The 25436-nt window shown below is 62.7% G+C and carries 25 protein-coding genes and 1 tRNA gene; 11 read left to right on the top strand and 15 right to left on the bottom strand.

Features of this window, described 5'->3' with window-relative positions:
- Window positions 1-161 precede the first annotated feature (161 nt).
- Both LB566_RS12460 and moaA read right to left on the bottom strand, forming a co-directional pair.
- Window positions 162-1082, bottom strand: a complete 921-nt coding sequence (locus tag LB566_RS12460) for a DMT family transporter (RefSeq protein ID WP_224624605.1) — start codon at window positions 1080-1082, stop codon at window positions 162-164.
- Between the two features lie 178 nt (window positions 1083-1260).
- Window positions 1261-2256, bottom strand: a complete 996-nt coding sequence (moaA, locus tag LB566_RS12455; RefSeq protein ID WP_224624604.1) for a GTP 3',8-cyclase MoaA — start codon at window positions 2254-2256, stop codon at window positions 1261-1263.
- A 195-nt stretch (window positions 2257-2451) separates the two neighbouring features.
- On the opposite strand from moaA, the gene LB566_RS12450 reads away from it, so the two are divergent.
- Entirely contained in the window at window positions 2452-2805 is a 354-nt protein-coding gene (locus LB566_RS12450) for a gamma-butyrobetaine hydroxylase-like domain-containing protein (protein ID WP_224624603.1), read from the top strand.
- Between the two features lie 63 nt (window positions 2806-2868).
- Entirely contained in the window at window positions 2869-3480 is a 612-nt protein-coding gene (locus LB566_RS12445) for a pyridoxamine 5'-phosphate oxidase family protein (protein WP_224624602.1), read from the top strand.
- 21 nt (window positions 3481-3501) lie between these two features.
- Here LB566_RS12445 and LB566_RS12440 read toward each other — a convergent pair whose 3' ends face one another.
- Window positions 3502-3954: a MarR family winged helix-turn-helix transcriptional regulator gene (locus LB566_RS12440; RefSeq protein WP_140548466.1), complete on the bottom strand. Its 453-nt coding sequence runs from the start codon at window positions 3952-3954 to the stop codon at window positions 3502-3504.
- A 47-nt stretch (window positions 3955-4001) separates the two neighbouring features.
- Between LB566_RS12440 and LB566_RS12435 the strand changes: the two genes are divergently transcribed.
- Window positions 4002-4913, top strand: a complete 912-nt coding sequence (locus LB566_RS12435) for an alpha/beta hydrolase (protein WP_224624601.1) — start codon at window positions 4002-4004, stop codon at window positions 4911-4913.
- Window positions 4914-4920: 7 nt separating this feature from the next.
- Here LB566_RS12435 and LB566_RS12430 read toward each other — a convergent pair whose 3' ends face one another.
- Both LB566_RS12430 and LB566_RS12425 read right to left on the bottom strand, forming a co-directional pair.
- On the bottom strand, window positions 4921-5322 hold the full coding sequence (locus tag LB566_RS12430; protein ID WP_140548470.1) for a rhodanese-like domain-containing protein: 402 nt from the start codon (window positions 5320-5322) through the stop codon (window positions 4921-4923).
- A 71-nt stretch (window positions 5323-5393) separates the two neighbouring features.
- Window positions 5394-6008, bottom strand: coding sequence for a TetR/AcrR family transcriptional regulator (locus LB566_RS12425; protein ID WP_224624600.1), 615 nt, complete (start codon window positions 6006-6008; stop codon window positions 5394-5396).
- A gap of 98 nt (window positions 6009-6106) precedes the next feature.
- On the opposite strand from LB566_RS12425, the gene LB566_RS12420 reads away from it, so the two are divergent.
- A complete protein-coding gene (locus tag LB566_RS12420; RefSeq protein ID WP_140548474.1) occupies window positions 6107-6853 on the top strand; it encodes an SDR family oxidoreductase in 747 nt (248 codons plus the stop codon).
- A 213-nt stretch (window positions 6854-7066) separates the two neighbouring features.
- The gene (locus LB566_RS12415; RefSeq protein WP_224624599.1) at window positions 7067-8962 is read left to right on the top strand and encodes a murein L,D-transpeptidase; all 1896 of its coding nucleotides are present in this window, start codon (window positions 7067-7069) and stop codon (window positions 8960-8962) included.
- 4 nt (window positions 8963-8966) lie between these two features.
- Here the strand turns inward: LB566_RS12415 and LB566_RS12410 are convergent, their stop codons facing one another.
- Window positions 8967-9437: a hypothetical protein gene (locus LB566_RS12410; RefSeq protein WP_224624598.1), complete on the bottom strand. Its 471-nt coding sequence runs from the start codon at window positions 9435-9437 to the stop codon at window positions 8967-8969.
- A 156-nt stretch (window positions 9438-9593) separates the two neighbouring features.
- On the bottom strand, window positions 9594-9851 hold the full coding sequence (locus LB566_RS12405) for a PepSY domain-containing protein (protein ID WP_224624597.1): 258 nt from the start codon (window positions 9849-9851) through the stop codon (window positions 9594-9596).
- Window positions 9852-10404: 553 nt separating this feature from the next.
- Between LB566_RS12405 and LB566_RS12400 the strand changes: the two genes are divergently transcribed.
- Window positions 10405-11085 (top strand): DUF5343 domain-containing protein, encoded by a 681-nt coding sequence (locus tag LB566_RS12400; protein WP_140674676.1) that lies wholly within the window; start codon window positions 10405-10407, stop codon window positions 11083-11085.
- Complete coding sequence (locus tag LB566_RS12395; protein ID WP_140674679.1) at window positions 11082-11558, top strand: TIGR02391 family protein; 477 nt, start codon at window positions 11082-11084, stop codon at window positions 11556-11558. Before LB566_RS12400 ends, LB566_RS12395 begins: the two co-directional genes overlap by 4 nt.
- A 242-nt stretch (window positions 11559-11800) precedes the next feature.
- Here the strand turns inward: LB566_RS12395 and LB566_RS12390 are convergent.
- Both LB566_RS12390 and LB566_RS12385 read right to left on the bottom strand, forming a co-directional pair.
- Window positions 11801-11875, bottom strand: a tRNA-Val gene (locus LB566_RS12390).
- A 125-nt stretch (window positions 11876-12000) separates the two neighbouring features.
- Window positions 12001-12684: a phosphoglycolate phosphatase gene (locus LB566_RS12385; protein ID WP_224624596.1), complete on the bottom strand. Its 684-nt coding sequence runs from the start codon at window positions 12682-12684 to the stop codon at window positions 12001-12003.
- Window positions 12685-13088: 404 nt separating this feature from the next.
- Between LB566_RS12385 and rpiA the strand changes: the two genes are divergently transcribed.
- The 3 genes from rpiA (at window position 13089) to gor (ending at window position 15912) form a co-directional block, all read left to right on the top strand.
- Complete coding sequence (gene rpiA, locus LB566_RS12380; protein ID WP_224624595.1) at window positions 13089-13784, top strand: ribose-5-phosphate isomerase RpiA; 696 nt, start codon at window positions 13089-13091, stop codon at window positions 13782-13784.
- Between the two features lie 22 nt (window positions 13785-13806).
- Window positions 13807-14403 carry a DUF2059 domain-containing protein gene (locus tag LB566_RS12375; protein WP_224624594.1) on the top strand — a complete coding sequence of 199 codons (597 nt, stop codon included), beginning with the start codon at window positions 13807-13809 and terminating at the stop codon, window positions 14401-14403.
- Between the two features lie 117 nt (window positions 14404-14520).
- Window positions 14521-15912 carry a glutathione-disulfide reductase gene (gene gor, locus LB566_RS12370; protein ID WP_224624593.1) on the top strand — a complete coding sequence of 464 codons (1392 nt, stop codon included), beginning with the start codon at window positions 14521-14523 and terminating at the stop codon, window positions 15910-15912.
- 52 nt (window positions 15913-15964) lie between these two features.
- Here gor and mgtE read toward each other — a convergent pair whose 3' ends face one another.
- From mgtE to LB566_RS12350, 4 genes are all read right to left on the bottom strand, one after another.
- Window positions 15965-17329, bottom strand: coding sequence for a magnesium transporter (gene mgtE, locus LB566_RS12365; protein ID WP_224624592.1), 1365 nt, complete (start codon window positions 17327-17329; stop codon window positions 15965-15967).
- A 290-nt stretch (window positions 17330-17619) separates the two neighbouring features.
- Window positions 17620-19524: an ABC transporter ATP-binding protein/permease gene (locus LB566_RS12360; protein ID WP_224624591.1), complete on the bottom strand. Its 1905-nt coding sequence runs from the start codon at window positions 19522-19524 to the stop codon at window positions 17620-17622.
- A gap of 617 nt (window positions 19525-20141) precedes the next feature.
- A complete protein-coding gene (locus tag LB566_RS12355) occupies window positions 20142-20822 on the bottom strand; it encodes a DsbA family oxidoreductase (protein WP_140548506.1) in 681 nt (226 codons plus the stop codon).
- Window positions 20823-20893: 71 nt separating this feature from the next.
- On the bottom strand, window positions 20894-22714 hold the full coding sequence (locus tag LB566_RS12350; protein ID WP_224624590.1) for an extracellular solute-binding protein: 1821 nt from the start codon (window positions 22712-22714) through the stop codon (window positions 20894-20896).
- Window positions 22715-22939: 225 nt separating this feature from the next.
- Here LB566_RS12350 and LB566_RS12345 point away from each other — a divergent pair, with 225 nt between their 5' ends.
- Window positions 22940-23569, top strand: coding sequence for an invasion associated locus B family protein (locus tag LB566_RS12345; RefSeq protein WP_140638130.1), 630 nt, complete (start codon window positions 22940-22942; stop codon window positions 23567-23569).
- Between the two features lie 75 nt (window positions 23570-23644).
- Here the strand turns inward: LB566_RS12345 and hspQ are convergent, their stop codons facing one another.
- Both hspQ and LB566_RS12335 read right to left on the bottom strand, forming a co-directional pair.
- Window positions 23645-23968: a heat shock protein HspQ gene (hspQ, locus tag LB566_RS12340; RefSeq protein WP_181169261.1), complete on the bottom strand. Its 324-nt coding sequence runs from the start codon at window positions 23966-23968 to the stop codon at window positions 23645-23647.
- A 160-nt stretch (window positions 23969-24128) separates the two neighbouring features.
- The gene (locus LB566_RS12335; protein ID WP_224624589.1) at window positions 24129-25343 is read right to left on the bottom strand and encodes a UbiH/UbiF family hydroxylase; all 1215 of its coding nucleotides are present in this window, start codon (window positions 25341-25343) and stop codon (window positions 24129-24131) included.
- Between the last annotated feature and the right edge of the window lie 93 nt (window positions 25344-25436).

The following is a 25436-nucleotide window of genomic DNA, read 5'->3' as shown; positions in this document are numbered from 1 at the left end:
ACCGCGCCGCCTTGGCAAGATCGTCGGGCATGTTGACGTCGAAGAAAGGATCGACAGCCTGGCCCTCGGTTTCCAGCAGTGGAAATTCAAAATCCCGCAATGTCTCTCACCATCGAGCCCTTGCGCCGTCGCGGAAAATCACGGGGTTCTCCGCGAGCCCCTCATATGCCGTCCGGGGCCATGGCAGGACCAGTGCTTTCCGCGACGATCCTGCGCCGGCCGACGACCCGCTCACGATAAAGCGCGTAAAGGCCGGAGCCCACGATTGTGCTGGCGCCGATGATCATCGTCATATCGGGGACATCGCCGAAGACCAGCAGGCCGAGCACAATGGACCAGAGCAGCGCCGTATAACGGAACGGCGCTATGAAAGAAATCTCGCCCGAGCGCATCGCCATGATGATGAATTGATAGCCGATGAGCACCAGCACTGCCGCGAGCGCCAGCAGCGCAGTGGCTTTTCCCGTCATCGGTGTCCAGCCGCCCATCGGCGACAGCAGCAGCGCGCCGACCACGGTCATGGCCAATGCCGTTGCGGTGGAGACGAGCAGCGTCGGGATAGCCTGCGGAATCCGCTTGGTGGCGAGGTCGCGCACCGCGCAGCAGGCGACGCTGGCCAGCGCCACCAGGGAAAACATGCTGAACCCGTCGAAGCCCGGGCGCACCACGACCAGCACGCCGGCAAATCCGACAGCGATCGCCAGCCAGCGGCGCCAGCCGACTGCCTCGCCGAAGACAAGGGCCGCACCCATTGTCACGGCCAGCGGCAGTGCCTGCAGGACGGCCGAGACGCTGGCGATCGGCAAATGGGCAAGCGCGACCAGGAAGGTCACCGTCGCGCCGGCCTCGGCAAGGACGCGCAGTGCCACCAGCGGCTGCAGCATCGAGCGCGGCCGGACCAGCGCGCCGCGCTGCCAGGCGAGCAGGCCGACGAAGAGCGAGGCAAATGCGCCTCTGATCAACATGACCTGCGCCATGTTCATCGACTGCGACGAGTATTTGGTGATGGCGTCATTGAGGGTGAAGCCGGCCATCGCCACCACCATGAACAACGCACCGCGAAGATTGGGAGAAAGGGGCAAGATCTCTACCGGTTCTGCTTTGAAAAAAGCCTGTAGCAGCCGGGAACGAAACAGCAATGACAAAGGGCTGGGCCACGGCCTTGATCGCGGCCCGGAATTCAACCGCGGATGGTCGACCGTACATCTTCGGCGCCGACACCTCGTTGCCGTCCTTGCCCGGGATCGTCCAGTGGAAAGATCAGCCGCCGGTGACGCTCATATGCCGCGACACGGAGGGGCGGCTGGTGCGGCGGTCGATGATGAAATCATGCCCCTTCGGCTTGCGCCCGATCGCCTCGTCGATCGCCGCACCGACCAGGTCGTTGCCTTCGGACGCGCGCAACGGTTCCCTGAGATCGGCGGCATCCTCCTGGCCCAGGCACATAAAGAGCGTGCCGGTGCAGGTCAGCCGGACGCGGTTGCAGCTCTCGCAGAAATTATGCGTCATCGGCGTGATGAAGCCGAGCCGGCCACCGGTTTCCGCGACATGGACATAGCGGGCCGGACCGCCGGTCTTGAACGGGATGTCTGTCAACGTGAACTGGCGCTCCAGCGAGGCGCGCAGCAGCGACAGCGGCAGGTACTGGTCGGTGCGGTCGGCATCGATCTCGCCCATCGGCATGGTTTCGATGACGGTCAGGTCCATGCCCCGGCCATGCGCCCAGCGCATCATCTCAGGCAATTCGGCGTCGTTGAAATCCTTCAGCGCCACGGCGTTGAGCTTGATCTTCAGTCCCGCCGCCTGCGCCGCATCGATGCCGGCCATGACCTTGCCGAGATGGCCCCAGCGGGTGATTGCGTGGAACTTGTCGGCATCGAGCGTGTCGAGCGAAACATTGATGCGCTTGACGCCGCAATCGGCGAGCTCGGCGGCAAAACGCGAAAGCTGCGAGCCGTTGGTGGTCAGCGTCAGTTCTTCCAGCGCGCCGCTTTCGAGATGACGCGACAGCTGGCGGACCAGGTGCATGATGTTCTTGCGCACCAGCGGCTCGCCGCCGGTCAGGCGCAATTTGCGAACGCCTTTTGCGATGAAGACGCTGCACAGCCGGTCGAGTTCCTCGAGCGACAGCAGGTCCTTCTTGGGCAGGAAAGCCATGTCCTCGGCCATGCAATAGGTGCAGCGAAAATCGCAGCGATCGGTGACCGACACGCGCAGGTAGCTGATCGTGCGGCCGAAAGGATCGATCATGTCCATGCGTGAAGCGTTTCCCGTGCTGTGAACGACGGCGTTATATATCGCTATGTGATACGATCCGGCCTGTCGTTCAAGATAGCCGCTCTCGATCTTTGGTAACATTCCCCGACCGACACCGGATGTCGGCTGCCTGGTACGGGCTTTTCCAATCCGGCGAAGCGGCGTAGGGAAGGGCGGTTCGAAACGGAAAACATCATGACGGCGCCGAAGGAACTGCGGGTCTCCAAAGACCGCAAACTGCTCTCCGTGACCTTTCCCGGCCACCAGCCATTCGAGCTGCCGGCCGAGCTGCTGCGCGTCGCCTCGCCGTCGGCCGAGGTGCAGGGCCATTCGCCCGACCAGCGGGTGACCGTTCCCGGCAAGCGCGATGTCGCCATCTTCAAAATTGAACCGGTCGGCAACTACGCGGTGCGCATAACCTTCGATGATTTCCATGACACCGGCATCTTCACCTGGAATTACCTGCACACATTGGGCCACGAGAAGGATGCGCGCTGGAATGCCTACCTTGCCGAACTTGCGCAAAAGGGTCTCAGCCGCGACCGTTAGCCGGCGGGCGTCGTCGAGATGTCATGGAGCGGGAGTAGGGGCGGCGGATCGGGAGACGAGACAATGTCCATCATAACCACCGTCGAACAGCTTGAAGCGCTCTATGGCCTGCCCGGCGAAGCCTCGGTGGTCAAGGAACTCGACCACGTCATTCCCGAATACGCCGCCTTCATCGAGGCCTCGCCCTTCGTCGCGCTGGCGACCAGCGGGCCGGAAGGGCTGGATTGCTCGCCGCGCGGCGATCTCGCCGGCTTCGTGCGCATCGTCGATCCGAAAACCCTGATGATGCCGGACCGGCGCGGCAACAACCGCGCCGATTCGCTGAAGAACATCATTCGCGATCCCCGCGTCGGGCTGCTGTTCCTGGTGCCGGGCTCCGGCACGACGCTGCGCATCAACGGCCGCGCGCACGTCACCACGGATGCCGCGCTTTGCGCGTCGTTCACTGTCGATGGCAGGCCGGCACGCTCGGTGACCGTCATCGATGTCGATACGGTCTATTTCCAATGCGCCCGCGCCATCGTGCGCTCGGAGCTGTGGAACCCCGCAAGGCATGTCGATCCGAAGTCCCTGCCGACGCCAGGAAAGATCCTGGAGATCACCAGCCGCAGGAACATCGACGGCGAAACCTACGACAAGGAATGGCCGGAGCGGGCGAAAAAGACGATGTGGTGAGCGGGCGGACCGCAATGGCGGTCAGGCGTCCTTCAACACCTCGTAGATCTTGCGCATCTGCTCGCCGATCATGTCGCACTGCTCCGGCGTCGACTGGCTCATCGCCTTCTCGATCAGCGCCATGTGCACCTTCAGCGCCTGCATCAGCAGTGCCTCGCCGGCTTCGGTGAGGGCCAGCCGCAGGATGCGCTTGTCCTTCTCGTCGCCTTCGCGACGCAGCAGGCCGCGCGCCTCCAGCTGCGGCAACAGCATGGTGATGTTGGAGCGGCCGACGAGCAGCTTGCGGGCGAGATCGTGCTGCGACATGCCGGGATGGCGGTAGAGGTTCATCAAAACATCAAGCTGCGCGGGCTTTAGATCGAGCGGCGCGAGCTTCACGGCAAGCGTGCGCTCCAGCACATGGCAGGCGCGCGCCACCGCGACCCAGTTGCGAAACCGCGGGTTGTCCCAGGGCAGCTCTTGTTTATTGTTCATCTTTGAACTATTATGTTCATGCTTGAACGTATGGATGGATTCCCACTATGGCATCATTCGGACTGAAGGTCATCCGGGGTGTATTCGGGGCCGCCGAACATGTCGCCCCGCGCCTTACGGGGCGCGCCGCATTCGAGCTGTTCTGCCGTACACCGAACGCCAGGGCGCTGAGCGAGGGAGAACGTCGCGCAGTGGACCGCGCGGTAGATTTCATGGCCGAAGCGCGGCATCACCGGCTGAAGGCCGGATCCGGCTGCATCATGGCGCATGAATTCCGTCCGGAGCCGGGCAGGGCGTCCGCCGGAACGGTTCTCGTCGTCCATGGCTGGCGCTCGCGCACCGAATATATGCGCATGCTGATCGAGGGCTACCGCGCCGCCGGCTATAGGGTCGTCTCGCTCGACCTTCCCGGCCACGGCCAATCGCATGGCCGGCGGTTGAACATGGTCAACGCCGTGGATGCGGTGCGAATCGCGGGCGAATGGTTCGGCCCGTTCGCGGCGGTGATCGGTCATTCCTTCGGCGGCGCCGTCGCTGCCAATGCAATCGCCGGATCGATCAGGAACATTGCGCCGCTGGCGGCCGGGCGCCTGGTGCTGATCGCCGCGCCGAGTTCATTGCCGGCCATCTTCGCCGACTTCAGCCGCATGCTCAATGTCGGTCCGCGCTCGCAGGCCGCCATGGCGGACCGTGTCGAACATCTTTCCGGTCGGCCGCTCAGCGAATTCACCGGCGATCGCCAGCTTGCCCAGGCGCCGGTGCCGACCCTGGTCATTCACGCACCCGACGATCGCGAAGTCTCGGCCGATCATGCCTGGCGTTATGCCGGCGCCGGTGACCATGTGTTGCTCCACTGGGCCGAAGGGCTCGGCCATCGCCGCATCCTGGCGGACAAGGGCGTGGTGGAACGCGCCGTCAGCTTCGTGGCCGCGCACCGGGAGCCGTCGCTGCTCCATTGAGCCGCAATCAGGGCTGTTTCTTCTTCTCGCCGGGTTCCACCGGCAGTCCGGCAGCCTTCCAGGCGGTGTAGCCGCCAAGGATATGCTTGACCGGCGACAGCCCCATGTCCTGCGCGGTCTTGGTGGCGAGCGCCGAACGCCAGCCGCCGGCGCAGAAGAAGACGAAACTCTTTCCCGAAGCGAAGAACGGCTTGTGGTAAGGGCTCTCGGGATCGATCCAGAATTCCAGCATGCCACGGGTGACATGTTTGGCGCCGGGAATCCTGCCGTCGCGTTCAATCTCGCGAGGATCTCGCAGGTCGACAAAGATGGTGCCTTCGTCCTCGATCAGGGCTGCCGCTTCCTCGGGCGAAAGCACTTCGATCTCGGCATTCGCCTCGTCCAGCAGTTCGCGATAGCCCTTTTTCACCGTCCGATCCTCCGGCCCGTTTAGACTGGCGCTCCGTCCGTTAGGATTTCGAGCACAATGGCCGGCGTTTGTCACGCCGCGTCGGTAGCGGCCATCGTCTTCCAGGCCGCCATTGCCCCGTTCACGGTCGCCAGCAGGGCACCAAGCGAAGCACCGTCGCGCGCCTGGATCGACATGCCGTGCTGAACGGTCGCGAAGAAGGTCGCGGCGGCCCCGCAGTCGAAACTCCCCGGCAATTCGCCTTCGGCCACGCCACGCTCCAGCCTCCTCTGCAAGGCTGCATGGTTTTCGGCGCGACGACGGCGCAGGTCGTCGCAGATGGCGCCGCGCGAGCTGTCCTGATGCAACGCGCCGAGCGTGATCAGGCACCCTTGTGGGCGATCGGTCTGCGAATAGGCCCTGGCGGTCTGGCGCAGGAAATCCTCTATCGCCTTGCGTGCCGTCGGCGCCTCGTCCAGTGCGGTCCAGATATCGGTGCCTTCCGCCTGCGTGTAGAATTCGGTCGCTTCGAGGAAGAGCGCCTCCTTGCTGCCGAAAGCGGCGTAGAGGCTCGGCGAGTTGATGCCCATGGCCCGAGTCAAGTCGCTTATCGACGTGCCTTCATAGCCCTTGGCCCAAAACACCTCCATCGCGCGCCGCAAGGCGGCGGTTCTGTCGAAGGTGCGGGGGCGGCCTCGTTCCGACATGATGCTCTTTCTGTGCTGATCGATACATAATTCAGTTGACGGGGCCGGGCAAGCCTGACAGTTATTTATGTATCGATCGTTACATAAAGGAGAACTCAATGTCATCGAACCGTTTGAGCGGCAAGGCCGCGCTCGTCACTGGCGGCAGCCGCGGGATCGGCGCGGCGATCGCGCGCAGGCTGGCGGCAGACGGCGCCAGCGTGGCGCTGACCTATGTCAATGGCGAGGAACAGGCCCGCGCGGTGGTCGGCGAAATCGAGGCCAAGGGGGGACGCGCCATCGCCATCAAGGCCGATAACCGCGACGCCGCGGCAGTTGCCAGGGCGGTCGACGATGCCGCCTCGGCCTTCGGACGGCTCGACATACTGGTCAACAGCGCGGGCATCTGGCGCGCCGCGCCCGTCGACACCCTGTCGCTTGCCGACTTCGACGAAACCATGGAGGTCAATCTGAGAGCGCCGTTCGTCGCCTCCAAGGCCGCGGTGGCACATATGGGCGAGGGCGGCAGGATCATCTCCATCGGCAGCAATTTGGCGGAGCGCGTGACCGACACCAGCCTCAGCGCCTATTCCGCGAGCAAGGCCGCGCTTGTCGGGCTGACAAAGGCCTTGGCGCGCGATCTCGGCGCGCGCGGCATTACCGCCAACATCGTTCATCCCGGCTCGACGGACACCGACATGAATCCGGCAGGCGGTCCGCATGCGGATCACCAACGGCAAAAAATGGCCACTCCGCGTTTCGGCGAGGCCGATGAGGTCGCCGGGATGGTCGCCTGGCTCGCCGGCCCCGAAGGGCGCTTTGTAACGGGCGCCGCGCTGACCATCGACGGCGGCGCCAACGCCTGACCTCGCCCGACTGACCTCGACGGCCGGAGCGGATTGTGTTCGCTCCGGCCGTCACGTTGTTGTGAAACTGTTCTGCAACAGCCGCTCCAAAATTTATGAAAGCTTAACGAAATCGGTATGAATCGGTATAGTTGCGTCTTACATCCGCCATGCGGTGGGCAAGACGGTCGAGCGTGCTGAACGGGAGCCGGTTGCAGCCGGAGCGGGTGATCCATGAAATTGCCGGGAAACAGAGCTACCGCGTTGCCGCTTGCAGCGCTCGCGGCGACGCTGGCCCTGGGCACGCCGCAAGCAGGCGCGCAGGGGCTTTTCGACATGCTTTTCGGGGGCGGCGTGAGGCACGAGCCGCGAGGTGAGTTTCCCCCTCCGCCGCCAAGGTACAAGCCGAAACCCAATGTATCTGCCGGCGGTGGCGGCGGCAGCGTAAAGATCAGCAGCCCTTCCTACTACACCTACAAGGCCGACAAGCTTGTTCGCGTCGACTTCTCGGCGCTTATGGCAGCGCCGCAACCGGCAACGCCGCAGGACGCCGCCTTCGTGCCGTCCGCCACCGGCAACGCCTTCCGCGAGGCAATCGCCGGACTGAGCGACTATGAGCTCTATGCGGAGCCCGCTATCGCCAAGGCGCTGATCGCCTATTATTCAGCCAATCCGGATTTCATCTGGGTGACCGGAGCCGGCGCCAACAGCCGCGCGCAGGATGCGGTGCGGGTGCTCGGCGAGGCGGCGAGCTACGGCCTGACGCCGTCCGACTACACGGTCGACGTGCCGCCCGCCGCTGCGTCGACGACAGGCGATGCCGATGCACGCCTGAAGGAGTTCGTGCGCTTCGAAATGGCGTTGTCCGCGCGCGTGCTCCGCTATGTCCATGACGCCCAAAGCGGTCGTGTCGAACCCAATCGCATGACCGGCTACTATGATTTCCCCGCCAAGCCGCTCGACATGGAAGGCGTCTTGAAGACGCTGGCGCACACCCAGGAAGTGCGCACCTATCTCGAATCGCGGCATCCGCAGAACGCGGAGTACCAGGCGCTGCGCGTCGAGTTGGAAGCGCTGCAAGCGAGCGCCGAGAACGAGATCGTCGTCGATCCCAAGCTGTTGCTGAAGCCGGGCGAAACCAGTCCCGAGCTTCCCAAGCTGCTGACCCTGATCGCGCGCAATCTCGACGACGAGATGGGCGGCGCCTATGGCGAAGTGCTGTCGCGGCTCGTCACCAGCGAGGTCTACCTGCCGGAGCTGGTCCCGGTCATCAAGGCGATGCAGCAAAAGGCGGGCATGAAGGGCGACGGCGTCATCGGACCGCGCACCGTCGCGTCGCTGGCCGGAACGTCCAAGGCCGACCGGCTACTCAAGGTGCAGGTGGCGCTGGAAGAACTTCGCTGGCTGCCGTCCGACCTCGGCAGTCCGCGTGTCTTCATCAACCAGCCGGCCTTTACGGCAAGCTACATCGACAATGGCGAGGAAAAGCTGAAAACCCGCGCCGTCATCGGCAGGACCACCAACCAGACCGCCTTCTTCTACGACCAGATCAAGCAGGTCGACTTCCATCCCTATTGGGGGGTGCCGCAGTCGATCATCGTCAACGAAATGCTGCCGAGATTGCGCAGCGATCCGGGTTATCTCGACCGGGCCGGCTATGAGGTGACCGATTCGCGCGGCAAGCGCATCCCGTCATCGGCGGTCAACTGGGGCGGCTATGGCGCGAACATCCCCTACAGCGTGCGCCAACTGCCGAGCGAGGCCAATGCGCTGGGCGAATTGAAGATCCTGTTCCCCAACAAGCACGCCATCTACATGCACGACACGCCGCAGAAATCGTTCTTCCAGCGTGACATGCGCGCGCTCAGCCATGGCTGCGTGCGCCTGCAGGATCCGCGCGGCATGGCGGCCGCGGTGCTGGGCACGTCAGTCGACGATATCGCCGAGAAGCTGAAACACGGCCATTCGACCGAGAATGTGACACGCACGATCCCGGTCTATGTTGCCTATTTCACCGCATGGCCCGACATGTCGGGCAAGGTCGAATACTTCAACGACGTCTATGACCGGGACACGCGTCTGAAGCAGGCCCTGGACGCTACCGAAGCGGCGCGCTCGCCGTCGAGCTGAGAATTCAGCGGGCCAAGAGCGGTCGCCGGAAACCGGCGTCGCGACCGGCGATCAGCCAGTAGACAAGCCCGGCGACCAGGCCGGCGGCGGCGATGATGCCGATGTCGGCCCATCGCTCCGGGGCCATGTCCTCCAGCGCGCTCGGCCAGATCAGGGCAAAGCCGCCGACCGCCGCCGCCCCGCCGAAGAGCATGTGCAGCAGGGCGTTGCGCAACGAGAAGAATTCGGCGATCAACGCGAAGACCAGGGTCTGCAGCCCGGTCAGCACGATCGTCAGGAAATAGATGAACATGCCGAGCGGCGGCACCGCCAGTGCCGCGATCGGCGTGACACCCATGAAGTCGAAATAGCCCGGCGCGTCGGGCAGGGAACTGAGCACGGCATAGATGGCCGCCACGGCGATGAGGCCGATCAGCACGGCGACGAGATAGCCGGTAAGCATCATCAGGACGCGTTTCAACACATGCTTCGCCATGCCCACCCCCGTGACGCTCCGATGTAATCAGCCATCAAAGGTGCATTGGCGCAAGGGCCGGGCGCATCTCACGCCATAGGCTCGGCATTTCAAGTGATCACTGCGGGGAAGGGATCGCAAAACTGCGCTCGCTCTCCACAACGTCTCCTAACGAAGCTATCTGGGCTCGGCCGTCACCGGATCATAGGTGATTTCGACCTTCGCCTTGTCGGCGGTGTAGTAGGTGACGGTGTAGGCGCCGTCATCCCAGTCGACTTCCTTGACATAGCGAAAACCATCGCGCTGTTCGACCTTAGCAAGGATGTCAGACAATTTCTTGGCGTTGGGAGGCGGCAGCAGTTTGTCATCCGCGGCAAGAGCCGGTGCGGCAAAGAGAAGAATGGCGACGCTGGCCGATAGAAGAAGTCTGGGCATGGTTTTCCCTCAAGTTTCCACGCACAGAAACTCACTTGTGTGCAGGTTTGTTCCGCGACCGCGCAATGCCGTACCGTCCCTGCCTGGCGCGTTGCGAGGCGCCGTGCTGTCGTCATCAGAACCGGAGGATGGAGGTATTGCCGAGAAAGGAGATGGTGGGCGATGCAGGGATTGAACCCGCGACCCCACCGTGAAGCAGCCGATACATCAAGAATGCCGTTTTCGATGAGCTACAGCGTGCACCAACTGGCTCGTAAAGTGCACAACAGGGTGTAAAGAGGTCATCAGGCATATCTGTCCAGACTGTCACCGTACTCCCCAAAGTTGAGAGTTATCAAATTGCCGGTGTCAGTCCATGGACCCCTTTTGGCTCTTCTATCTGCAATGGGACTAGGATTCGCCGGCGCTGCTACGCGGCGAGAAGGCCTCACTGCTGGACTTCCGCGACGAGAGCTGTGAATACATAGGATTTTCAGCCGAATAACCTCCTCCTAACATTGACCGCCCGCCAGAGTTGGTAGCTTGCATCCGATATTTACTTGAGGGGTTCAATATGGCTTCCCACCCGTACATTTCCGGTGCGCGCAACATTACCCAGATGATTGGGTTCCTGCGTAAAAGTTTCCCAGCCACTGTGACATCCGACACAGTGAAGAAGTTGGGCCTCGCGCCCCAGAACGAAAGCTACGTCATCAACGTGCTTCAGTTCTTGAATGTTATTGATGGCGAGGGGAAACGCACTGACGTGGGCCATACCGTCCTTACGAAACATGACGACACCGAGTTCCAAGAGGCATTCGGCAATCTGATCAAGGCGGCCTATACGGAGCTTTTCGAGTTGCGCGGCGACGCTGCTTGGGAAATGAGCCGCGACCAGCTGATTGGCTACTTCCGCAGCGCCGACAAGACCGGCGATGTTATTGGGGGCCGACAGGCCAACGTCTTCATTGCTTTGCGCGACCTTGCTGGGCACGCCACAGACGAGAGCACCACGCCGAGGATGAAGGCTCCGAGCGCGCCTAGAAAGACCGCGCCGCCTAAAAGGGTGCCGAAGGCAGCCGCTTCCGGCAAAGCTGAGGAGGTTCTGCAGGAGCCGCCAGTTGCCACGGTCCTGAAAGGGCAGAAAGGAGACGTGACGCTGACTGTGCGCATTGAGATTAACCTGCCCGCCGAAGGCACGCAGGAGACCTATGACGCCATCTTCAAGAGCATTCGGGCCAACCTGTTTCCATGAGCATAGCGCTCGAGATTTTTGAACGGGTTGCGCGAGCCACCAAGAACGTTGGCCAGACCCCGGCTGCGGAAAGCCGGAGCGGCCATCCGTTCGATGAGCGCAATATTCACCCGGAAATTGCAACGGTGTCGAAGAAGCTCTTCGATGACGGCCATTTTTCACAGGCCACCTTCGAGGCTTTCAAGTTCATAGACAACAAGATCAAAGCCTTGTCTGGCATTCAGGATAGCGGTTTTAATCTCATGATGGGCGCGTTCACGGAGAAAAATTCTAAAATCCAGCTCACTGACCTTGTCTCGACAAGCGATAAGGACGAGCAGCTGGGATTCCGCCACATGTTTGCGGGCTCCATGTCTGGTATCCGTAATCCGCGCGCGCACGACAACGTAGTAGACCCCATCGACTTGTGCCTTGACCACCTGTCACTGGCATCGGTCCTTATGCGCAGGCTGGACGCCCGCAAGGCCCCTTAAAGCCCGCTCGCAAGACGGTTCAATTGCCTTCGGGTAAGGCGGAGCGTGCTTTCGTCACCTTCCGATATCTGCTTATTTCGCACCCCACCCAATGGGAACGCAGTAGAGAACCGAGAGCGTCATCCCGCCAAGATTCTGCACTAGGCCTAGGCTTTTTCGGGTTGCGCGCCAGTTACGCGCCGGTGCCGACTTTCAGGGATTTCCGTGAGGACCAACTAATCCAACGTTTTGACGTGGTTAAATGGTGGGCGATGCAGGGATTGAACCTGCGACCCCACCCGTGTGAAGGGTGTGCTCTCCCGCTGAGCTAATCGCCCGCTCGTTGCCCGAAGGCCAAGCGAGCCGCGATATAAGGGAGGCAGGCTGGGGAAGTCAAGGCGATGTCCGACGTTCTTGCAAGGATCGGATTTCTTGACCTGCGGCACCCATGCCGGGTGGTCCGTCAGTGTGCGGCGGCGGTCATCAGCCGTTGCACCAGGTCCAGCGTCAGCGCGTCAAAGTGAGAAATAACCGCCGAGGGCTCGAACTCTCGCACGTGGCGGTCGGTGTAGCCGAAATCGACGGCCACGACCGGAATGCCGGCGGCCTTGGCGGTGTCGATGTCGGTCTGCGAATCGCCGACCATCAAAGCGCGATGCGGGTCGCCGCCGGCGCGCTTGATGGTCTCGGTCAGGTGGCGCGGGTCGGGTTTGCGGAAGGCGAACGTGTCCTGGCCGGCAATCGCGGCGAAATGTTTGGTCAGGCCGAGCGCCTCGATCAGCGCCAGCGAGTTTGCCTCGTATTTGTTGGTGCAGACGGCCAGGAGATAGCCCGCCTTCTCGAAGCGCGCGATCGCCTCGAGGACGCCGGGGTAGGGGCGCGATTTGCCGGGGATGTTGTCGGTATAGTGATCGAGAAACAGTTTCAGCAGTCGGTCGTGTTCCGCGACATCGAGCGACCGTTGCTGGGTGGCGTGCGCCCGTTCGATCATGACGCGGCCGCCATGACCGACGAAACGCTTGAAGCCGGCTTCGTCGACGGCCGTGAGCGCGCTGGCGGCAAGGCTGTGGTTGAGGCTGTCGAGCAGGTCCGGCGCTGTGTCGATCAGCGTACCGTCGAGGTCGAACACGATGATCGGGCGGGTCATGATCCATCCTGGGCAGTTTATGCAATGGGCAGGCGATAAAGGCTGCGGCGCGTCAAGGCAAGCGCCGGGCAAGCTCGTTCAGGCAAGCAAGCTCCCCGGACCGGGCATTCGCGACAAGCCGCCAGGCATGAAAAACCCGCCAGAGCGGCGGGTCCCGGCGCAAATCTGCACCATAGGCAAATATGTAGCATAACTGCCTTCACCCAGTCAATAGTCCCTAAGAAAAAATTCCTACGAACGTTGCCGCGCATCGCTCGCTGACCGCACGGGCATACCATTGGCGGGATACCGGGCATCATCAACCTACCCCGCCGCCAAGGGCTTAACCACGGTCAAAAGCTTTGACCGGACCGGCAAAAATGGTAGGAGCCCCAAACACCAGGTTCCGGGGCGGCAAAAGCGGCATGGATGCAAGACAGTTGAAGGTCGAAGCCGCGCGAGCGGCCCTTACCCATGTCACCGACGGCATGCGGCTCGGCATCGGCACCGGCACTACCGCCGACGAGTTCGTGCGGCTGCTTGCCGACAAGGTGGCCACCGGCCTGACCATCATCGGCGTGCCGACTTCCGAGCGCACCGCCTCGCTGTGCCGCGAGCTCGGCGTGCCGCTGTCGACACTGGAGGAGACGCCTGAGCTCGATCTCACTGTGGACGGCGCCGACGAAGTCGACCCTGCGCTGACCCTGATCAAGGGCGGCGGCGGCGCATTGCTGCGCGAGAAGATCGTCGCGGCGGCTTCCGCTCGCATGATCGTCATCGCCGACCGGTCCAAGATGGTCGAGACACTCGGCCGTTTTCCACTGCCCATCGAGGTCAACCCGTTCGGCCTGCGCGCAACCGAAATCGCGGTCGGCAAGGCGGCTGCAAGGCTCGGTCTTTCCGGTCCGGTTACATTGAGGATGACGGGCGGCCAGGCTTTTGTTACAGACGGCGGCCACTTTATCCTCGATGCATCTTTTGGCCGCATTCCGGATACAAGAGCGCTATCGAATGCTCTCCACGCCATTCCCGGCGTGGTCGAGCACGGTCTTTTCATCGGGCTGGCGTCAGCGGCCATCACCGCCGGGGGCGATGGCATCCAAACCGTCCATGCCGCCTGAAAAACAGGGAGTTCTATCGACCATGATGTTGCATAACCGGGTTCGCCGCCTTTCCGTCCTTCTGGCGGCATCGGCCGTTTTCGCCTTCTCTTCGCCGGCGTTCTCGCAGGACGTCACGGAAGCGCACCTGAAGGCGGCGCGCGCCGCGGTCACCGCGATCCACGCGACCGACCCGTTCGACAACATCCTGCCGCAGGCCGCCGCCGCTCTCGAATCGCAGCTCATCCAGAAGAACCCCGACATGCAGGAGCTGATCGCCAAGACGATCAACGAGAAGGCCCTGGCGCTGGCCTCGCGCCGGGCCGACCTGGAGAAGGAAGCGGCGCTTGCCTATGCGAAGGTGTTTTCCGAGAAGGAACTCAACGACATCGCGACCTTCTACAGTTCAGACTCCGGCAAGAAGCTCCTCGACAGCGGCCCGGCCGTTACGCGCGACCTGGTGAAGGCCGCCGATATCTGGCAGAACGGGCTTGCTCGCGACCTCGCCCAGCAGGTCGGTGAAACGTTGGCGGCGGCTGCCAAGGCGAAGGCGCCGGCAGCGCCTGCCGATGCGGCCGCGCCCGCGAATGGCGCCGCCCCCGCCGACGGGTCGGCGCCTGCCGACGACACGCAGAACTGATCCTGCATTCCAAAGGCCCTTGCGGCCATCTGTGAAGCCCGGCTTGCCCGGGCTTTTCTTTTGATGGTTTGCGGCCTACCTGTCACTCACATTTTCCGAAGCCCAAGGAGCCGCGCAATGGCCGGTTACGACTACGATCTTTTCGTCATCGGCGGCGGTTCGGGCGGGGTGAGGGCGGCGCGCGTCGCCGCCGCGCTCGGCAAGCGGGTCGGCATCGCCGAGGAATACCGCTTCGGCGGCACCTGCGTCATCAGAGGCTGCGTGCCGAAGAAGCTCTATGTCTATGCCTCGCAATTTCCCGAGCATTTCGCCGACGCCGCCGGCTATGGCTGGACGGTGCCGGAAGCCAGTTTCGACTGGCCTACGCTGGTCGCCAACAAGGACCGCGAGATCAGCCGGCTGGAGGCGATCTACAAGAGGAACGTCGAGGGCGCCGGTGGCGAGGCCTTTCATACGCGCGCCATGATCGTCGACCCGCATGTGGTGCATCTTCTGGACGGGGACCGTACCGTCACCGCCGACCAGATCCTGATCGCCACCGGCGGCCGTCCGGCGCCGCACCCGGCATTGCCCGGCCACGAATACTGCATCTTCTCCAATGAGGCCTTCGACCTCGAGCAGTTGCCCAAGTCGATCATGATCGAAGGCGGCGGCTATATCGCGGTCGAATTCGCCAACATCTTCCATGGCCTGGGCGTCGACACCACGCTGGTCTATCGCGGCAAGGAGATCCTCAGCCGCTTCGACATGGACCTGCGGCGCATGCTGCACGAAACGATGGAGAAGAAGGGGATCAAGATCCTTTGCCACGCCGTGTCGGAATGGATCCGCAAACGGCCTGATGGCCGGCTCGACGCGTTGCTCACCGGCGGCCAGACCTTGACGGTCGACCAGGTGATGCTCGCCATCGGCCGCATCCCCAACACCGAGAATATGGGGCTGGAAGGCATCGGCATCGAGATGACCGCGACCGGCGCGATCCAGGTCGACGCGTATTCCCGCACCAACGTCGAAAACATCTGGGCCATCGGCGACGTCACCAACCGCGTGCAACTGACGCCGGTGGCGATCCACGAGGCGATGTGCTTCGTCGAGACCGCCTTCAAGGGCAACCCGACCGCGCCCGACCACGACACGATCGCGACCGCAGTGTTCTCGCAACCGGAGATCGGTACGGTCGGCCTGTCGGAAGACGAAGCCGTCAAGCGTTTCCCCGATATCGAGATCTATCGCGCGACATTCCGGCCGATGCGGCACACCTTGTCCGGGCGCGACGAAAAGATGCTGATGAAGCTGGTGGTCGATGGCGCGTCCAAGAAGGTACTCGGCGCGCACATATTGGGGCCGGATGCCGGCGAAATGGCGCAGCTTCTCGCCATTCCGCTGAAGGCCGGGCTGGTCAAGGATGATTTCGACCGCACCATGGCCGTGCATCCGACAGCCGCGGAAGAGCTTGTGACGATGTACAAGCCGACCTACCTCGTGAAGGATGGCGAGCGCATCGGCTGACGGACAAACGCGCCGCGGCAAGGTGCTTGCCGCGGCGCAGTTGGGAGAGCCGCTACAGCAACGTGCCGCGCAGGATCACCTGCGCCACCGAGAAATAGATGACAAGCCCGGTGACATCGACCAGCGTGGCGACAAACGGCGCCGACGCGCTGGCCGGGTCGAAGCCGATGCGTTTCAAGGCGAACGGCAACATCGATCCCGACAGCGAGCCGAAGGTGACGATGCCGACCAATGCCGTTCCGACCGTCGCGGCGATCAACGTCCAGTGCGGGCCGTAGTCGTAGAAGCCGAAATACTGCCACAGCGCGATGCGGCAGATGCCAACCACGCCGAGTATCGCCCCGAGCAGGAGGCCGGTGGGCAATTCGCGCAGCGCCACCCGCCACCAGTCGCGAAGCCCGATCTCGCGCAACGCCAGCGCGCGTATGACCAGCGAGGTCGCCTGCGAGCCGGAATTGCCGCCGGAGCTCATGATCAGCGGAATGAAGAGCGTCAGCACGATCGCTTTTTCCAGCTCGCTTTCATAACTCTGCATCGCATTGGCCGTCAGCATCTCGCTGACGAACAGCGCGCACAACCAGCCGGCGCGCTTCTGGATCATGGCGAGGAAGCTCATCTTCATGTAGGGCTCGTCGAGAGCCTCCATGCCGCCGAAGCGATGCACGTCCTCCGTCGTCTCCTCGATCATCGTGTCGATAATGTCGTCGATGGTGACGATGCCGAGGATCTTGCCGTGGTCGACGACGGGAACGGCGAGCAGATCGTATTTGGAAATCGTCTGCGCCAGGGTTTCGCGATCGGTCAAAGGCGTGACGGTCACCGGCGCGCGGTCCGGCGCCACCGACAGGATCGAATCGTCAGGCTCGCCGGTGATGAGCCGGCGCAGGCCCGTCGAGCGCACGAGCAGATGCGTCTCAGGATCGACGATGTAGATGGCGTAGACGGTTTCGCGCGTTCGCTCGACCTTGCGGATGTAGTCGAGCGTGCGGCCGACGGTCCAGTCCGAGGGCACGCTGACGAACTCCGTCGTCATGATCGAAGCGGCACTGTCTTCGGGGTAACCGAGAATCGAAAGCAGGGTTGCGCGCAGCTGCGGCGCCAGCACGCCGAGCAGCTCGGAGCGGGCTGGTTCGTCAAGATCGCGCAGGATGTCGGCGGCGCGATCGACCGACATGGCGGTAAGCAGCTTGCCCGCCTTGGCGCGAGGCAAGGCCTCCGCCAGCTCGGGCGCGCCCTCGAGCTCCGGCTGGTCGAAAATCTCGACCAGCCGCTCGAACGGCACTTCGCAAAGCAGCTCGGTCGCCGTTTCGCGCGACTCGCGGTTGAGTGCTTCGACCACGTCGGCGACATGGTCGTTTGCAAGGATGCGGGCGATGGCGACGGCCTCGTCGTCCGCTACCGGGGAAAAATCGTTCATGGTTCACTCCTTGCCGTCCGGCAAGACGTGAACCATCGAGGTCACGTCAGGGCGGACGGCGGTTGCGTTCGACTGTGACTGTCGCCAGGCATGGCGCGGTGACCTTTCCGCTCGCGGGTTCGAGTTTGATGTCTGCGAGCGGGCGCAACATAGGAGCTCGCCTTGCCCTGTCAATCGATGTGATCGAGGAAAATGCGGCCAGCATGCCCCACTCGCGAGACTGTGATCGCTGAAGCGTGTCGCGTAGAAATGGCGAAATGACTGGCCGGCCTATGCCACGGCCAGTCCGGCTACTTCTGCTTCAGCCGGCGCGGGAAACGCAGCCATTTATCGTCGACCGACCTTGGGACCGGCCCTGGCTGTGCGAGAATGGTGGTGAGTTCGGGAGGCAGGCTCGGAACCAGCGGCTTCTTGGTGGCGACGCCGTCGGCGATGGCGACGATCGAGTGGTAGAACTCGGCACCGGTGACCGATCGCGGCGCCACTGCTTCATGCATGACGCTGATTACCGTGACATCGGGGCAGTTGTCCTTGATCGCCTGGTGGAAGGCAACCTTGCCCTCCGGATCGAGTGCGCCGGTCGCCTCGTCGAGGAACAGCAGCCCGGGTTGCTGGAGCACGATGCGGGCCACCACCAGCTTCTGTTTCTGGCCGCCGGACAGGACCTGGTCCCAGCTTTTGCCTTCGCGGCTTTCGTCGGCCATATGCTCGATGAAGTCGCCCAGGCCCGCTCTGTGCAGCGCGGACGCGACCTGCGCGTCGCCATGGTCGTGCTCGGAGCCCGGCAGGCAGACCAGCTGCTTCAGCGACACCTGCTGCAGCTTGACCTCCTGGGCGGCATAGAAACTCTTCACCCCTTCGGGGAAGACGATGGTGCCGCGGCCGTAGGGCCAAAGGCCGTTGATGGCCTTGATCAGCGAGGTCTTGCCACAGCCGGATTCGCCTTTCAGGAAGGTCCATTCGCCGCGCCGGAAGCGCAGGTTCGCCGCTACGAGGAAAGGCGTTGCGTCCTCGCCCTGATGCGCCAGTTCCAGCTTCTGGATGGTCAAGCCGAAAACCGGGTTCTGGCTGGCGTAGCGGAAATCGGAACGGCCGCTCTGGCTGTAGAATTCCTGGGGGTGCTGAACGTTCTCGATCGCGTTGGCCAGCTCGGTGACGCGCTGGCTGTTGGCGCGCAGGGTGGCGATGGCGGGCATGACATGGATGAACCACGAACATTGGCCGATCAGCGAATTGACCAGTTCGGAGCCAGTTATGTAACCCTTGAGGTCGAAGCCGTTGTGGATGAACGGCACAAGGCCTGGCCCGTAGGCAACAATACGGGCGCCGATGAAATTGTAGATCAGCTCGAACGACATGTAGACGGTGTTGACGATATTGAGCCGCGTCCACGTGCCGTCAATATCGCCATAGAGGCGGCCATGCATGGTCCTCTGCACGCCTTCGCCGCGCGAGGCCGCGACATGGAAACTGCGGCGCAGGAATGTCGTCAGCTCACCACGGTAACTGCCTTCGGCCTGCTGCATCCTGACATTGAGACGCTCGAGCATGCCACCGAGCTTCATCGCGATCCAGGTGTTGAGCGGCACGTAGATGGCGACCGCAAGGAGGGCGAGGATGGCGCTGCCATAGCTGCCGAGGAATTCAAGCCCCTTCACCTCGACCGAGGTTTCGAGCAGCTTCTGGCCGACGAAATACAGCGAAGTGGCGACACCCAGCACGCCCATGGCCAGCCCGATGGCGCCCCCGGTCATGTCCTTGATCGATTCCTGGACGCGCTGATCGATGTTGTCGGGGGCCGGCGCGCCATTGCCTGTCGAGGCATGCTGGGCGTGGAAATGGGTGTGATTGCCGTCCAGCAGCGCCTCGTTGAAGCGGCTGTCGAGCCAACCGCGCCATTTGCGGTGCAAGGTTGCCGACACGAGATTGCGGATGCCGGTGAAGCCTGCGTCCTTGAGCACCACCAGCAGCACAAGGATACCGGCATTGACCAAAAGCGTCTGGAGAGGGGTGGTGTTGGCGGCGTCGTGGAAGAAGGCGATCGAGTTGACCAGTTCTCCGGACGCTTCTGCGAACCAGACGCCGGCCTTGCTGGACAGAGCGGTGAGCAGCGCGATCACCAGCGTCAGCGTCCAGGCTTCCTTCCACCGGTCCGAGACCCAGTAGGCCCGCATCAGGCCCCAGAAGCTGCGCATCGAGGAAACCGGGGTCAGAAGCGGCCGCCTTGCGGCATCGCTGTGTAGTCCATCCGTTCCTGACTGTTGCGGTGGTCTGCCGACCCGAATCACAATCCCGCCCAAACCTTTTTTGTTTTGTTACGGATGGTAACACCAATTGATCATTTTCCATTAATTTTTATAGGGGACAGGCGACATTGAAGCGCTGGCCGTGGCTGCAGGGCAACAGGGCCGACTTTCCGAGCGTCGCGTCAAAGCCGATAAAAAGCGGGTTTAAGCTAGAGATATCAGGTAATTACGCGGTACCATGGCGCCGCATTTCTACCTTCCCCTAGGTAAAGCGATTGCACGAATTTGTGACCCGCTTGGCCTGCCCGGCAAGCCGGCTTTTCATCGCAGGCTAATCAAAAATTCCGGAAACATGTCGCCCCGGACGCCTGATTCCTCGCTGGCATGTCCACGCCGGAGGTCCGGAAATGACCTGGACGCTGACAAGCCATCAATCGACCGGACCGGGCGGCATCAGCGCAGACCGCGACGCCGGGAAAGCCAACGCAAGCGCGGATCCCACGGGGTCAGGCGTTGCCTCACGCCCGGGCAGGGCTGCTTTGAAAAACCTGCGTTGAGGATCGGGCTCAGTCGACTTTTTCCAGTTCGCCACGCGCCTTGGCGGCGGCTACCTGGCGGATGGCGTCGGCGAGCGTGTCGACGTCCTGCGCGCCCATCACCGCATATTTGCCCTCCAGCAGGAAGCACGGCACGCCTGATATGCCCATGCGCGAGGCGGTGGCGATTTCGGTGCGAACCGCCTCGACATCGGCATCGGTCGGCAAGAGCGTCTCGACAACGGATGCGTCCATTCCGGTCTCGCGCGCCGCCTCGACCAGCACGGCCTGATCGCCGATGTTGGCGCCTTCTTCGAAGTTCAGCTGGAACAGGCGGCGCACCAGCCGGTTCTGCACGTCTTCGCCGGCCGCACCGGCCCAGCGAATGACGCGATGGGCATCAAGCGTGTTGGGCGCGACCTTGATGGCGCCGAAAGCGAAGGAAATGCCTTCAGCTTCGCCGAGCGGCTCGATACGGGCGTGAATCTGGCGAATGTGTTCGTCGCTGCCGAACTTGGCCAGCATGTACTCGCGGCGATCCTTGCCTTCCGGCGGAATGGTCGGGTCGAGCTGGAACGGCCGCCAGCGTATATGCACATCCACCTCGCCGGCGGCGGCGACCGCCTTGTCCAGCCGCTTCTGGCCGATGAAGCACCATGGGCAGACGACGTCGGATACCACGTCGACGGTGATCGCATTCGCTTGGCTCATCTCGATCTCCTGAACGTCTTGGGTGCCGTGCACTTCCGCGAGAACCGGGCTTCCACTCCTCGGGCCCATGCTCAGTTCGGCTTGCGCCACCAGGTCGGCAACTGGTAACCGAATATGGGCGTCTTTCGCGGATGGTCCAGATAATTCCAGTAAGCGATCCATTGCTGCGTGTTGTGCTGCATCGGCACCATGTAGTTGCCGGAGATCAGCAGCCGGTCGAGTACGCGCACGGCGGCGACATAATCCTCTTTCGTGCGGGCGCGCAACATGGCCTCGATCGCAGCGTCCACCGCGGGATCGGCGACGCCGGCGAGGTTGAACGAACCTTCAGCCTTGGCGGCGGAGGATGACCAACGACCGATCTGCTCGATGCCGGGCGACAGCGAATTGTTGAAGCCGCTCGAGCCGATCAGCACCTCGAAATCGAAACGCTGCTTGCGCGACTGGATCTGGTCGCCGTCGAGGCTGCGGATGGAGACATCGATGCCGATCTTTTCCAGCGTGCGCTGGTAGATGCCGGCGAGACGCTCCTCGTCCTGCGAGGCCGTCAGGATCTCGAAGCCGAAGGGTTTGCCTTCGGGGTCGAGCATCGTGCCGCCCTGCAGGTGGTAGCCAATGCTTTTCAGGAGATCGAAGGCCGCTTTAAGCACCTTGCGGTCCTGGCCCGAGCCATCGGTCACCGGCGGCCGCCAGGTTCCGTCCATGACGTCCGCCGGCACGCGTCCGGGGTAGGGCGCCAGCAACGCCTTTTCCCTGTCGTCGGCCGGATGGCCGAGCGCGGAAAGCTCGGAATTCTGCCAGTAGCTCATGGTCCGCGCGTATTTGCCGCCGAACAGGTTCTTGTTGGCCCATTCGAAGTCGTAGAGCATGCCGAGCGCCCGACGCACCACGGGATTCGAGAATTTCGGCAGCCTCGTGTTGAACAGAAAACCGGTCACGACGGGCGGAATGCCGGTGTCGAAGGTTTCGGCAACCACTTCACCTCTATGGAAGGCGGGAAAATCCAGATCGCGTTCGCGCTTAACCGGATCGCTGTCGTCGTCGATGGCGCAAAGCCCTTTCTTGAACGCCTCGAGCTTGGCATTGGCGTTGAGGAAATATTCGATGGTGATCTGGTCGTAATTGTCGAAGCCGCGCTTGGCCGGAACATCCTTGCCCCAATAATCCGGATTGCGCTTGAAGACGATACGCTGACCGGGTGTCACCTGTGCGATCCTGTAGGGGCCGCTGCCGATCAGTGGCTTCAGCGTGGTCCTGTCGAAAGTCTCCATGTCGAAGGCGTGCTTGGGAATGATCGGCGTCAGCGCGATGATCAGCGGAAACTCGCGATCGGCCTTGTCGTTGAAGGTGAAGCGCACGCTGTGGTCGCTGGTCTTCTCAAGCTTGGCAATCCTGGCCATGCGGTCGCTGTAGGGCGGACGGCCCTTCTGCGTGTAGGCATCATAGGTGAACAGCACGTCCTCCGGCGTCACCGGCTGGCCGTCCGACCATTTGGCATTCGGGTTGAGATGGAATTCGATGCTCTTGCGCTCGGGATCCATGTCGGCCGACTCGGCAAGCAGGCCATAGAGCGTGAAGGCCTCGTCGGCATTGCGCTGCATCAGCGGCTCGAAGACCAGATTGCCGAAGATCGTGTCCATCATGCCGCGCGCCGTGGTGCGCAGGCTCTTCAGGATGAAGGGGTTGAGATTGTCGAAACTGCCGACGACGCAATAGGTGATGCTGCCGCCTTTCGGCGCGTCGGGATTGACGTAGTCGAAATGCGCATAGTCGGGCGGTAGGGCCGGCTCACCCTGCATGGCAATTGCATATTTGGGTTCCGACGCCGCCGGCAGGGACGAAAGGACGAAAAATGATGTCGCGGTGATCAGCCAAACGAGAACGCGGCCCATGACCGTCTCCTTACCGGGTCGGCTTGATGATTCGGTGCGCACACTAGCATGAGGCACCGCCAATGTTCGTTGCCAAGAATCGCAGATTGCAGGCTGGATTCGGCACCGCTTGCAGTGTAACACGCCGTCCGAAGTCATTCTGTTGCCTCATTTCGGCAACAGGTAGCTGGACCACATGGCGCGAAGAAGCCGGTCCCCGGGATCATTTGAGAGGAAGTGCACGACATGACGAGCCTGAACAGCAATGCGTACCGCCTGTCGGTCATGGCCGCTGGCGTGATCGGCTTTCTGGGCGCGGCAATTCCCGTTGCTTCCGCACAGCAGCAACAACAGATCCCGCAGGGCTGGTTCAAGGCTTGCACAAAGCAGGAAGACGTCGACATCTGCAACGTGCAGAACATCACCACCGCCGGCAACGGTCAGTTGGTCACCGGCGTGAGCCTGATCGAGCTGAAAGGCAAGGTGAACCGCAAGGTCTTCCAGGTGACGGTTCCGACCGGTCGTCTGGTCGGTGCCGGCATCGGCCTCCAGATCGATACCGGCAAGACGCAGAAGCTTGAATATGTGGTCTGCTTCCCCGACCGCTGCGTTGCGGAAGTACCGCTGACCGACCAGCTCGTCGCCTCCTTCAAGAAGGGCCAGGCGATCACCTTGACCTCGATCAATTTCCAGAACCAGCCCAATCCGATCAAGGTCGCGCTGCAGGGCTTCAGCGGCGCCTATGACGGCCCGCCGCTGCAGCAGTCCGACATCGAGGACCGGCAGAAGAAGCTCCAGGACTTCGTCGCCAAGAACAACCAGGACTTCGCCAAGAAGCTCAAGGAAGAGCAGGACAAGGCGAAGACCGCGAACTGATCGGTTCGGGCACTCTCAAGCCACAAAAAAGCGGGGTCATGCCCCGCTTTTTTCTTCTGCACCTGACCTCGCTGATCAGTGCCTGGACTGCCGTTTAGGCTCGTAGCGCCCGTCCGGCTTTTTGTCGAACATCTCGTTGATCTGTGGATGGCGGACCGGTTCTCCCGACTGGTCCTCAAGCAAATTCTGCTCGGACACATAGGCAATGTATTCGGTTTCCGAATTCTCGGCGAGCAGATGGTAGAACGGCTGGTCCTTTCGCGGGCGCACGTCGACGGGGATGGCCTCGTACCATTCGTCCGTATTGGCGAATTGCGGATCGACGTCGAAAATGATTCCCCGGAACGGAAACAGCCGATGGCGAACCACCTGTCCGATCGCGAATTTGGCTGTTTTCATCGTACTCACCACTGAATTCCTTAGCTTTATTTGGCGCAGACTCCGAGTCAATTCAATCCCGAAGCGTTTGTGCGTCCTCGAGCTGCCTATGATGCGGAGCAAAGATTTTGGGTGGGCGGCGGGCCATCGATGCCTGCCGGCAGCACATGTGTTCGCAAGCTCACCGCTGACGCGCTTGCTTCCCCAGGCCACCGCCAAGCGCCGCAAACCCGCTGCCGGGACGGAGCCCTTCGCGCATGAAGAAAGCGCGAAGCGGTGCAAAACCGCCAAGCACGCCGAGCCCGGCGCCGCGCGCCATCTGCGCCGGCAACATGTCGGAAAGCAGCGACATGTTCAGCAGATTGACCGCGCTGCTGCGCGCCAGAATATCGGGCCGGCGCTTGAAGTCATAGACGGCGAGGGCTTTCGCGGCCCCTGGGTCCTCATAATTTTCATTCGCGATTCCAATAAGATCGTCGATATCCCTAATGCCAAGGTTAAGCCCTTGTGCGCCGATCGGGGGAAATACGTGGGCGGCTTCGCCGACAAGCGCCACCCGGTCGCGCGCAAAACGCAGCGGCGTCGCGGTTGCGAGCGGATAGACCTGCCGGCCCGGCTCGACCGTGACCCGGCCCAGCATGGACTGCATCCGCTGTTCGACCCGCAGCGACAACGTCGCATCATCCAGCGCAGCGAGTTCCTTGGCGGTCTCGGGCTTTACCACCCAGACCAGGCTCGAGCGGTTGCCGGGCAGCGGAACCTGCGTGAACGGACCGGTTTCGGTATGGAACTCGGTCGAGGTGAAGCCATGGTCGCGGCCGTGGGAGAAGTTGAGCACCAGCGCTGCCTGGGGATAAGTCCGTGCGGCGGTCGAGATGCCCGCCGCCTGACGCGCCGGCGACAGGCGTCCGTCGGCGGCAACCGCCAGGGATGCTTCGATCACGCTGCCGTCGGCGAGGGCCGCGCGAGCCTTGTCGGCGCCGAGATGCCAGGCGTCGACCATGGATGTCAGCCACGCGATCCCGGAATGCGCGCCGACCCTGCCGGCGAGCGCGGGAATGAGGACGCTGTTGGGCAGGTTGAGCCCGAACTGATCCTCGTCGATCTCGCTGGCGCGGAAGGTGACGACCGGACTGCGGATCAACCGGCTTGTCGCGTCGACGATGCGCATCACCTTGAGGGGCGCGGCCTGTGGCCTGATGTCGGCGAGGACGCCCAGCCGCTCAAGCACCTTCAAAGCAGGGTTCATCAGCGCCGTCGTGCGGCCATCGGGGGCGGATGCCTCCGGCCCGACGAGCGTCACCGGGAAGCCGGCGTCGGCGAAACCGAGCGCGCCGATCAACCCTGCGGGGCCCGTGCCTGCGATGAGTATCCGTGCTGTTTTCTGATGCTCCAAGATCGGCTTCCGGCTTGCAATGCGAGGCAGCCCGCGCGCCCCGCCATTCGATGAGCATATAGGTCAGGTCATAAGGCTTGATCAACGTGGCGA

The sequence above is a fragment of the Mesorhizobium sp. CA13 genome, assembly GCF_020165235.1.
Lineage (GTDB): Bacteria > Pseudomonadota > Alphaproteobacteria > Rhizobiales > Rhizobiaceae > Mesorhizobium.
Note: the sequence above shows the minus strand (reverse complement) of the source record. Positions and strands in the feature narration are given on the sequence as shown.

What these genes read in the sequence shown, in the direction of transcription:
- moaA (WP_224624604.1), bottom strand. Translation starts at nt 2,256, where the DNA reads ATGGACATGATCGATCCTTTCGGCCGCACGATCAGCTACCTGCGCGTG.
- LB566_RS12450 (WP_224624603.1), top strand. Translation starts at nt 2,452, where the DNA reads ATGACGGCGCCGAAGGAACTGCGGGTCTCCAAAGACCGCAAACTGCTC.
- LB566_RS12445 (WP_224624602.1), top strand. Translation starts at nt 2,869, where the DNA reads ATGTCCATCATAACCACCGTCGAACAGCTTGAAGCGCTCTATGGCCTG.
- LB566_RS12440 (WP_140548466.1), bottom strand. Translation starts at nt 3,954, where the DNA reads ATGAACAATAAACAAGAGCTGCCCTGGGACAACCCGCGGTTTCGCAAC.
- LB566_RS12435 (WP_224624601.1), top strand. Translation starts at nt 4,002, where the DNA reads ATGGCATCATTCGGACTGAAGGTCATCCGGGGTGTATTCGGGGCCGCC.
- LB566_RS12425 (WP_224624600.1), bottom strand. Translation starts at nt 6,008, where the DNA reads ATGTCGGAACGAGGCCGCCCCCGCACCTTCGACAGAACCGCCGCCTTG.
- LB566_RS12420 (WP_140548474.1), top strand. Translation starts at nt 6,107, where the DNA reads ATGTCATCGAACCGTTTGAGCGGCAAGGCCGCGCTCGTCACTGGCGGC.
- LB566_RS12415 (WP_224624599.1), top strand. Translation starts at nt 7,067, where the DNA reads ATGAAATTGCCGGGAAACAGAGCTACCGCGTTGCCGCTTGCAGCGCTC.
- LB566_RS12410 (WP_224624598.1), bottom strand. Translation starts at nt 9,437, where the DNA reads ATGGCGAAGCATGTGTTGAAACGCGTCCTGATGATGCTTACCGGCTAT.
- LB566_RS12405 (WP_224624597.1), bottom strand. Translation starts at nt 9,851, where the DNA reads ATGCCCAGACTTCTTCTATCGGCCAGCGTCGCCATTCTTCTCTTTGCC.
- LB566_RS12400 (WP_140674676.1), top strand. Translation starts at nt 10,405, where the DNA reads ATGGCTTCCCACCCGTACATTTCCGGTGCGCGCAACATTACCCAGATG.
- LB566_RS12395 (WP_140674679.1), top strand. Translation starts at nt 11,082, where the DNA reads ATGAGCATAGCGCTCGAGATTTTTGAACGGGTTGCGCGAGCCACCAAG.
- LB566_RS12385 (WP_224624596.1), bottom strand. Translation starts at nt 12,684, where the DNA reads ATGACCCGCCCGATCATCGTGTTCGACCTCGACGGTACGCTGATCGAC.
- rpiA (WP_224624595.1), top strand. Translation starts at nt 13,089, where the DNA reads ATGGATGCAAGACAGTTGAAGGTCGAAGCCGCGCGAGCGGCCCTTACC.
- LB566_RS12375 (WP_224624594.1), top strand. Translation starts at nt 13,807, where the DNA reads ATGATGTTGCATAACCGGGTTCGCCGCCTTTCCGTCCTTCTGGCGGCA.
- gor (WP_224624593.1), top strand. Translation starts at nt 14,521, where the DNA reads ATGGCCGGTTACGACTACGATCTTTTCGTCATCGGCGGCGGTTCGGGC.
- mgtE (WP_224624592.1), bottom strand. Translation starts at nt 17,329, where the DNA reads ATGAACGATTTTTCCCCGGTAGCGGACGACGAGGCCGTCGCCATCGCC.
- LB566_RS12360 (WP_224624591.1), bottom strand. Translation starts at nt 19,524, where the DNA reads ATGCGCAGCTTCTGGGGCCTGATGCGGGCCTACTGGGTCTCGGACCGG.
- LB566_RS12355 (WP_140548506.1), bottom strand. Translation starts at nt 20,822, where the DNA reads ATGAGCCAAGCGAATGCGATCACCGTCGACGTGGTATCCGACGTCGTC.
- LB566_RS12350 (WP_224624590.1), bottom strand. Translation starts at nt 22,714, where the DNA reads ATGGGCCGCGTTCTCGTTTGGCTGATCACCGCGACATCATTTTTCGTC.
- LB566_RS12345 (WP_140638130.1), top strand. Translation starts at nt 22,940, where the DNA reads ATGACGAGCCTGAACAGCAATGCGTACCGCCTGTCGGTCATGGCCGCT.
- hspQ (WP_181169261.1), bottom strand. Translation starts at nt 23,968, where the DNA reads ATGAAAACAGCCAAATTCGCGATCGGACAGGTGGTTCGCCATCGGCTG.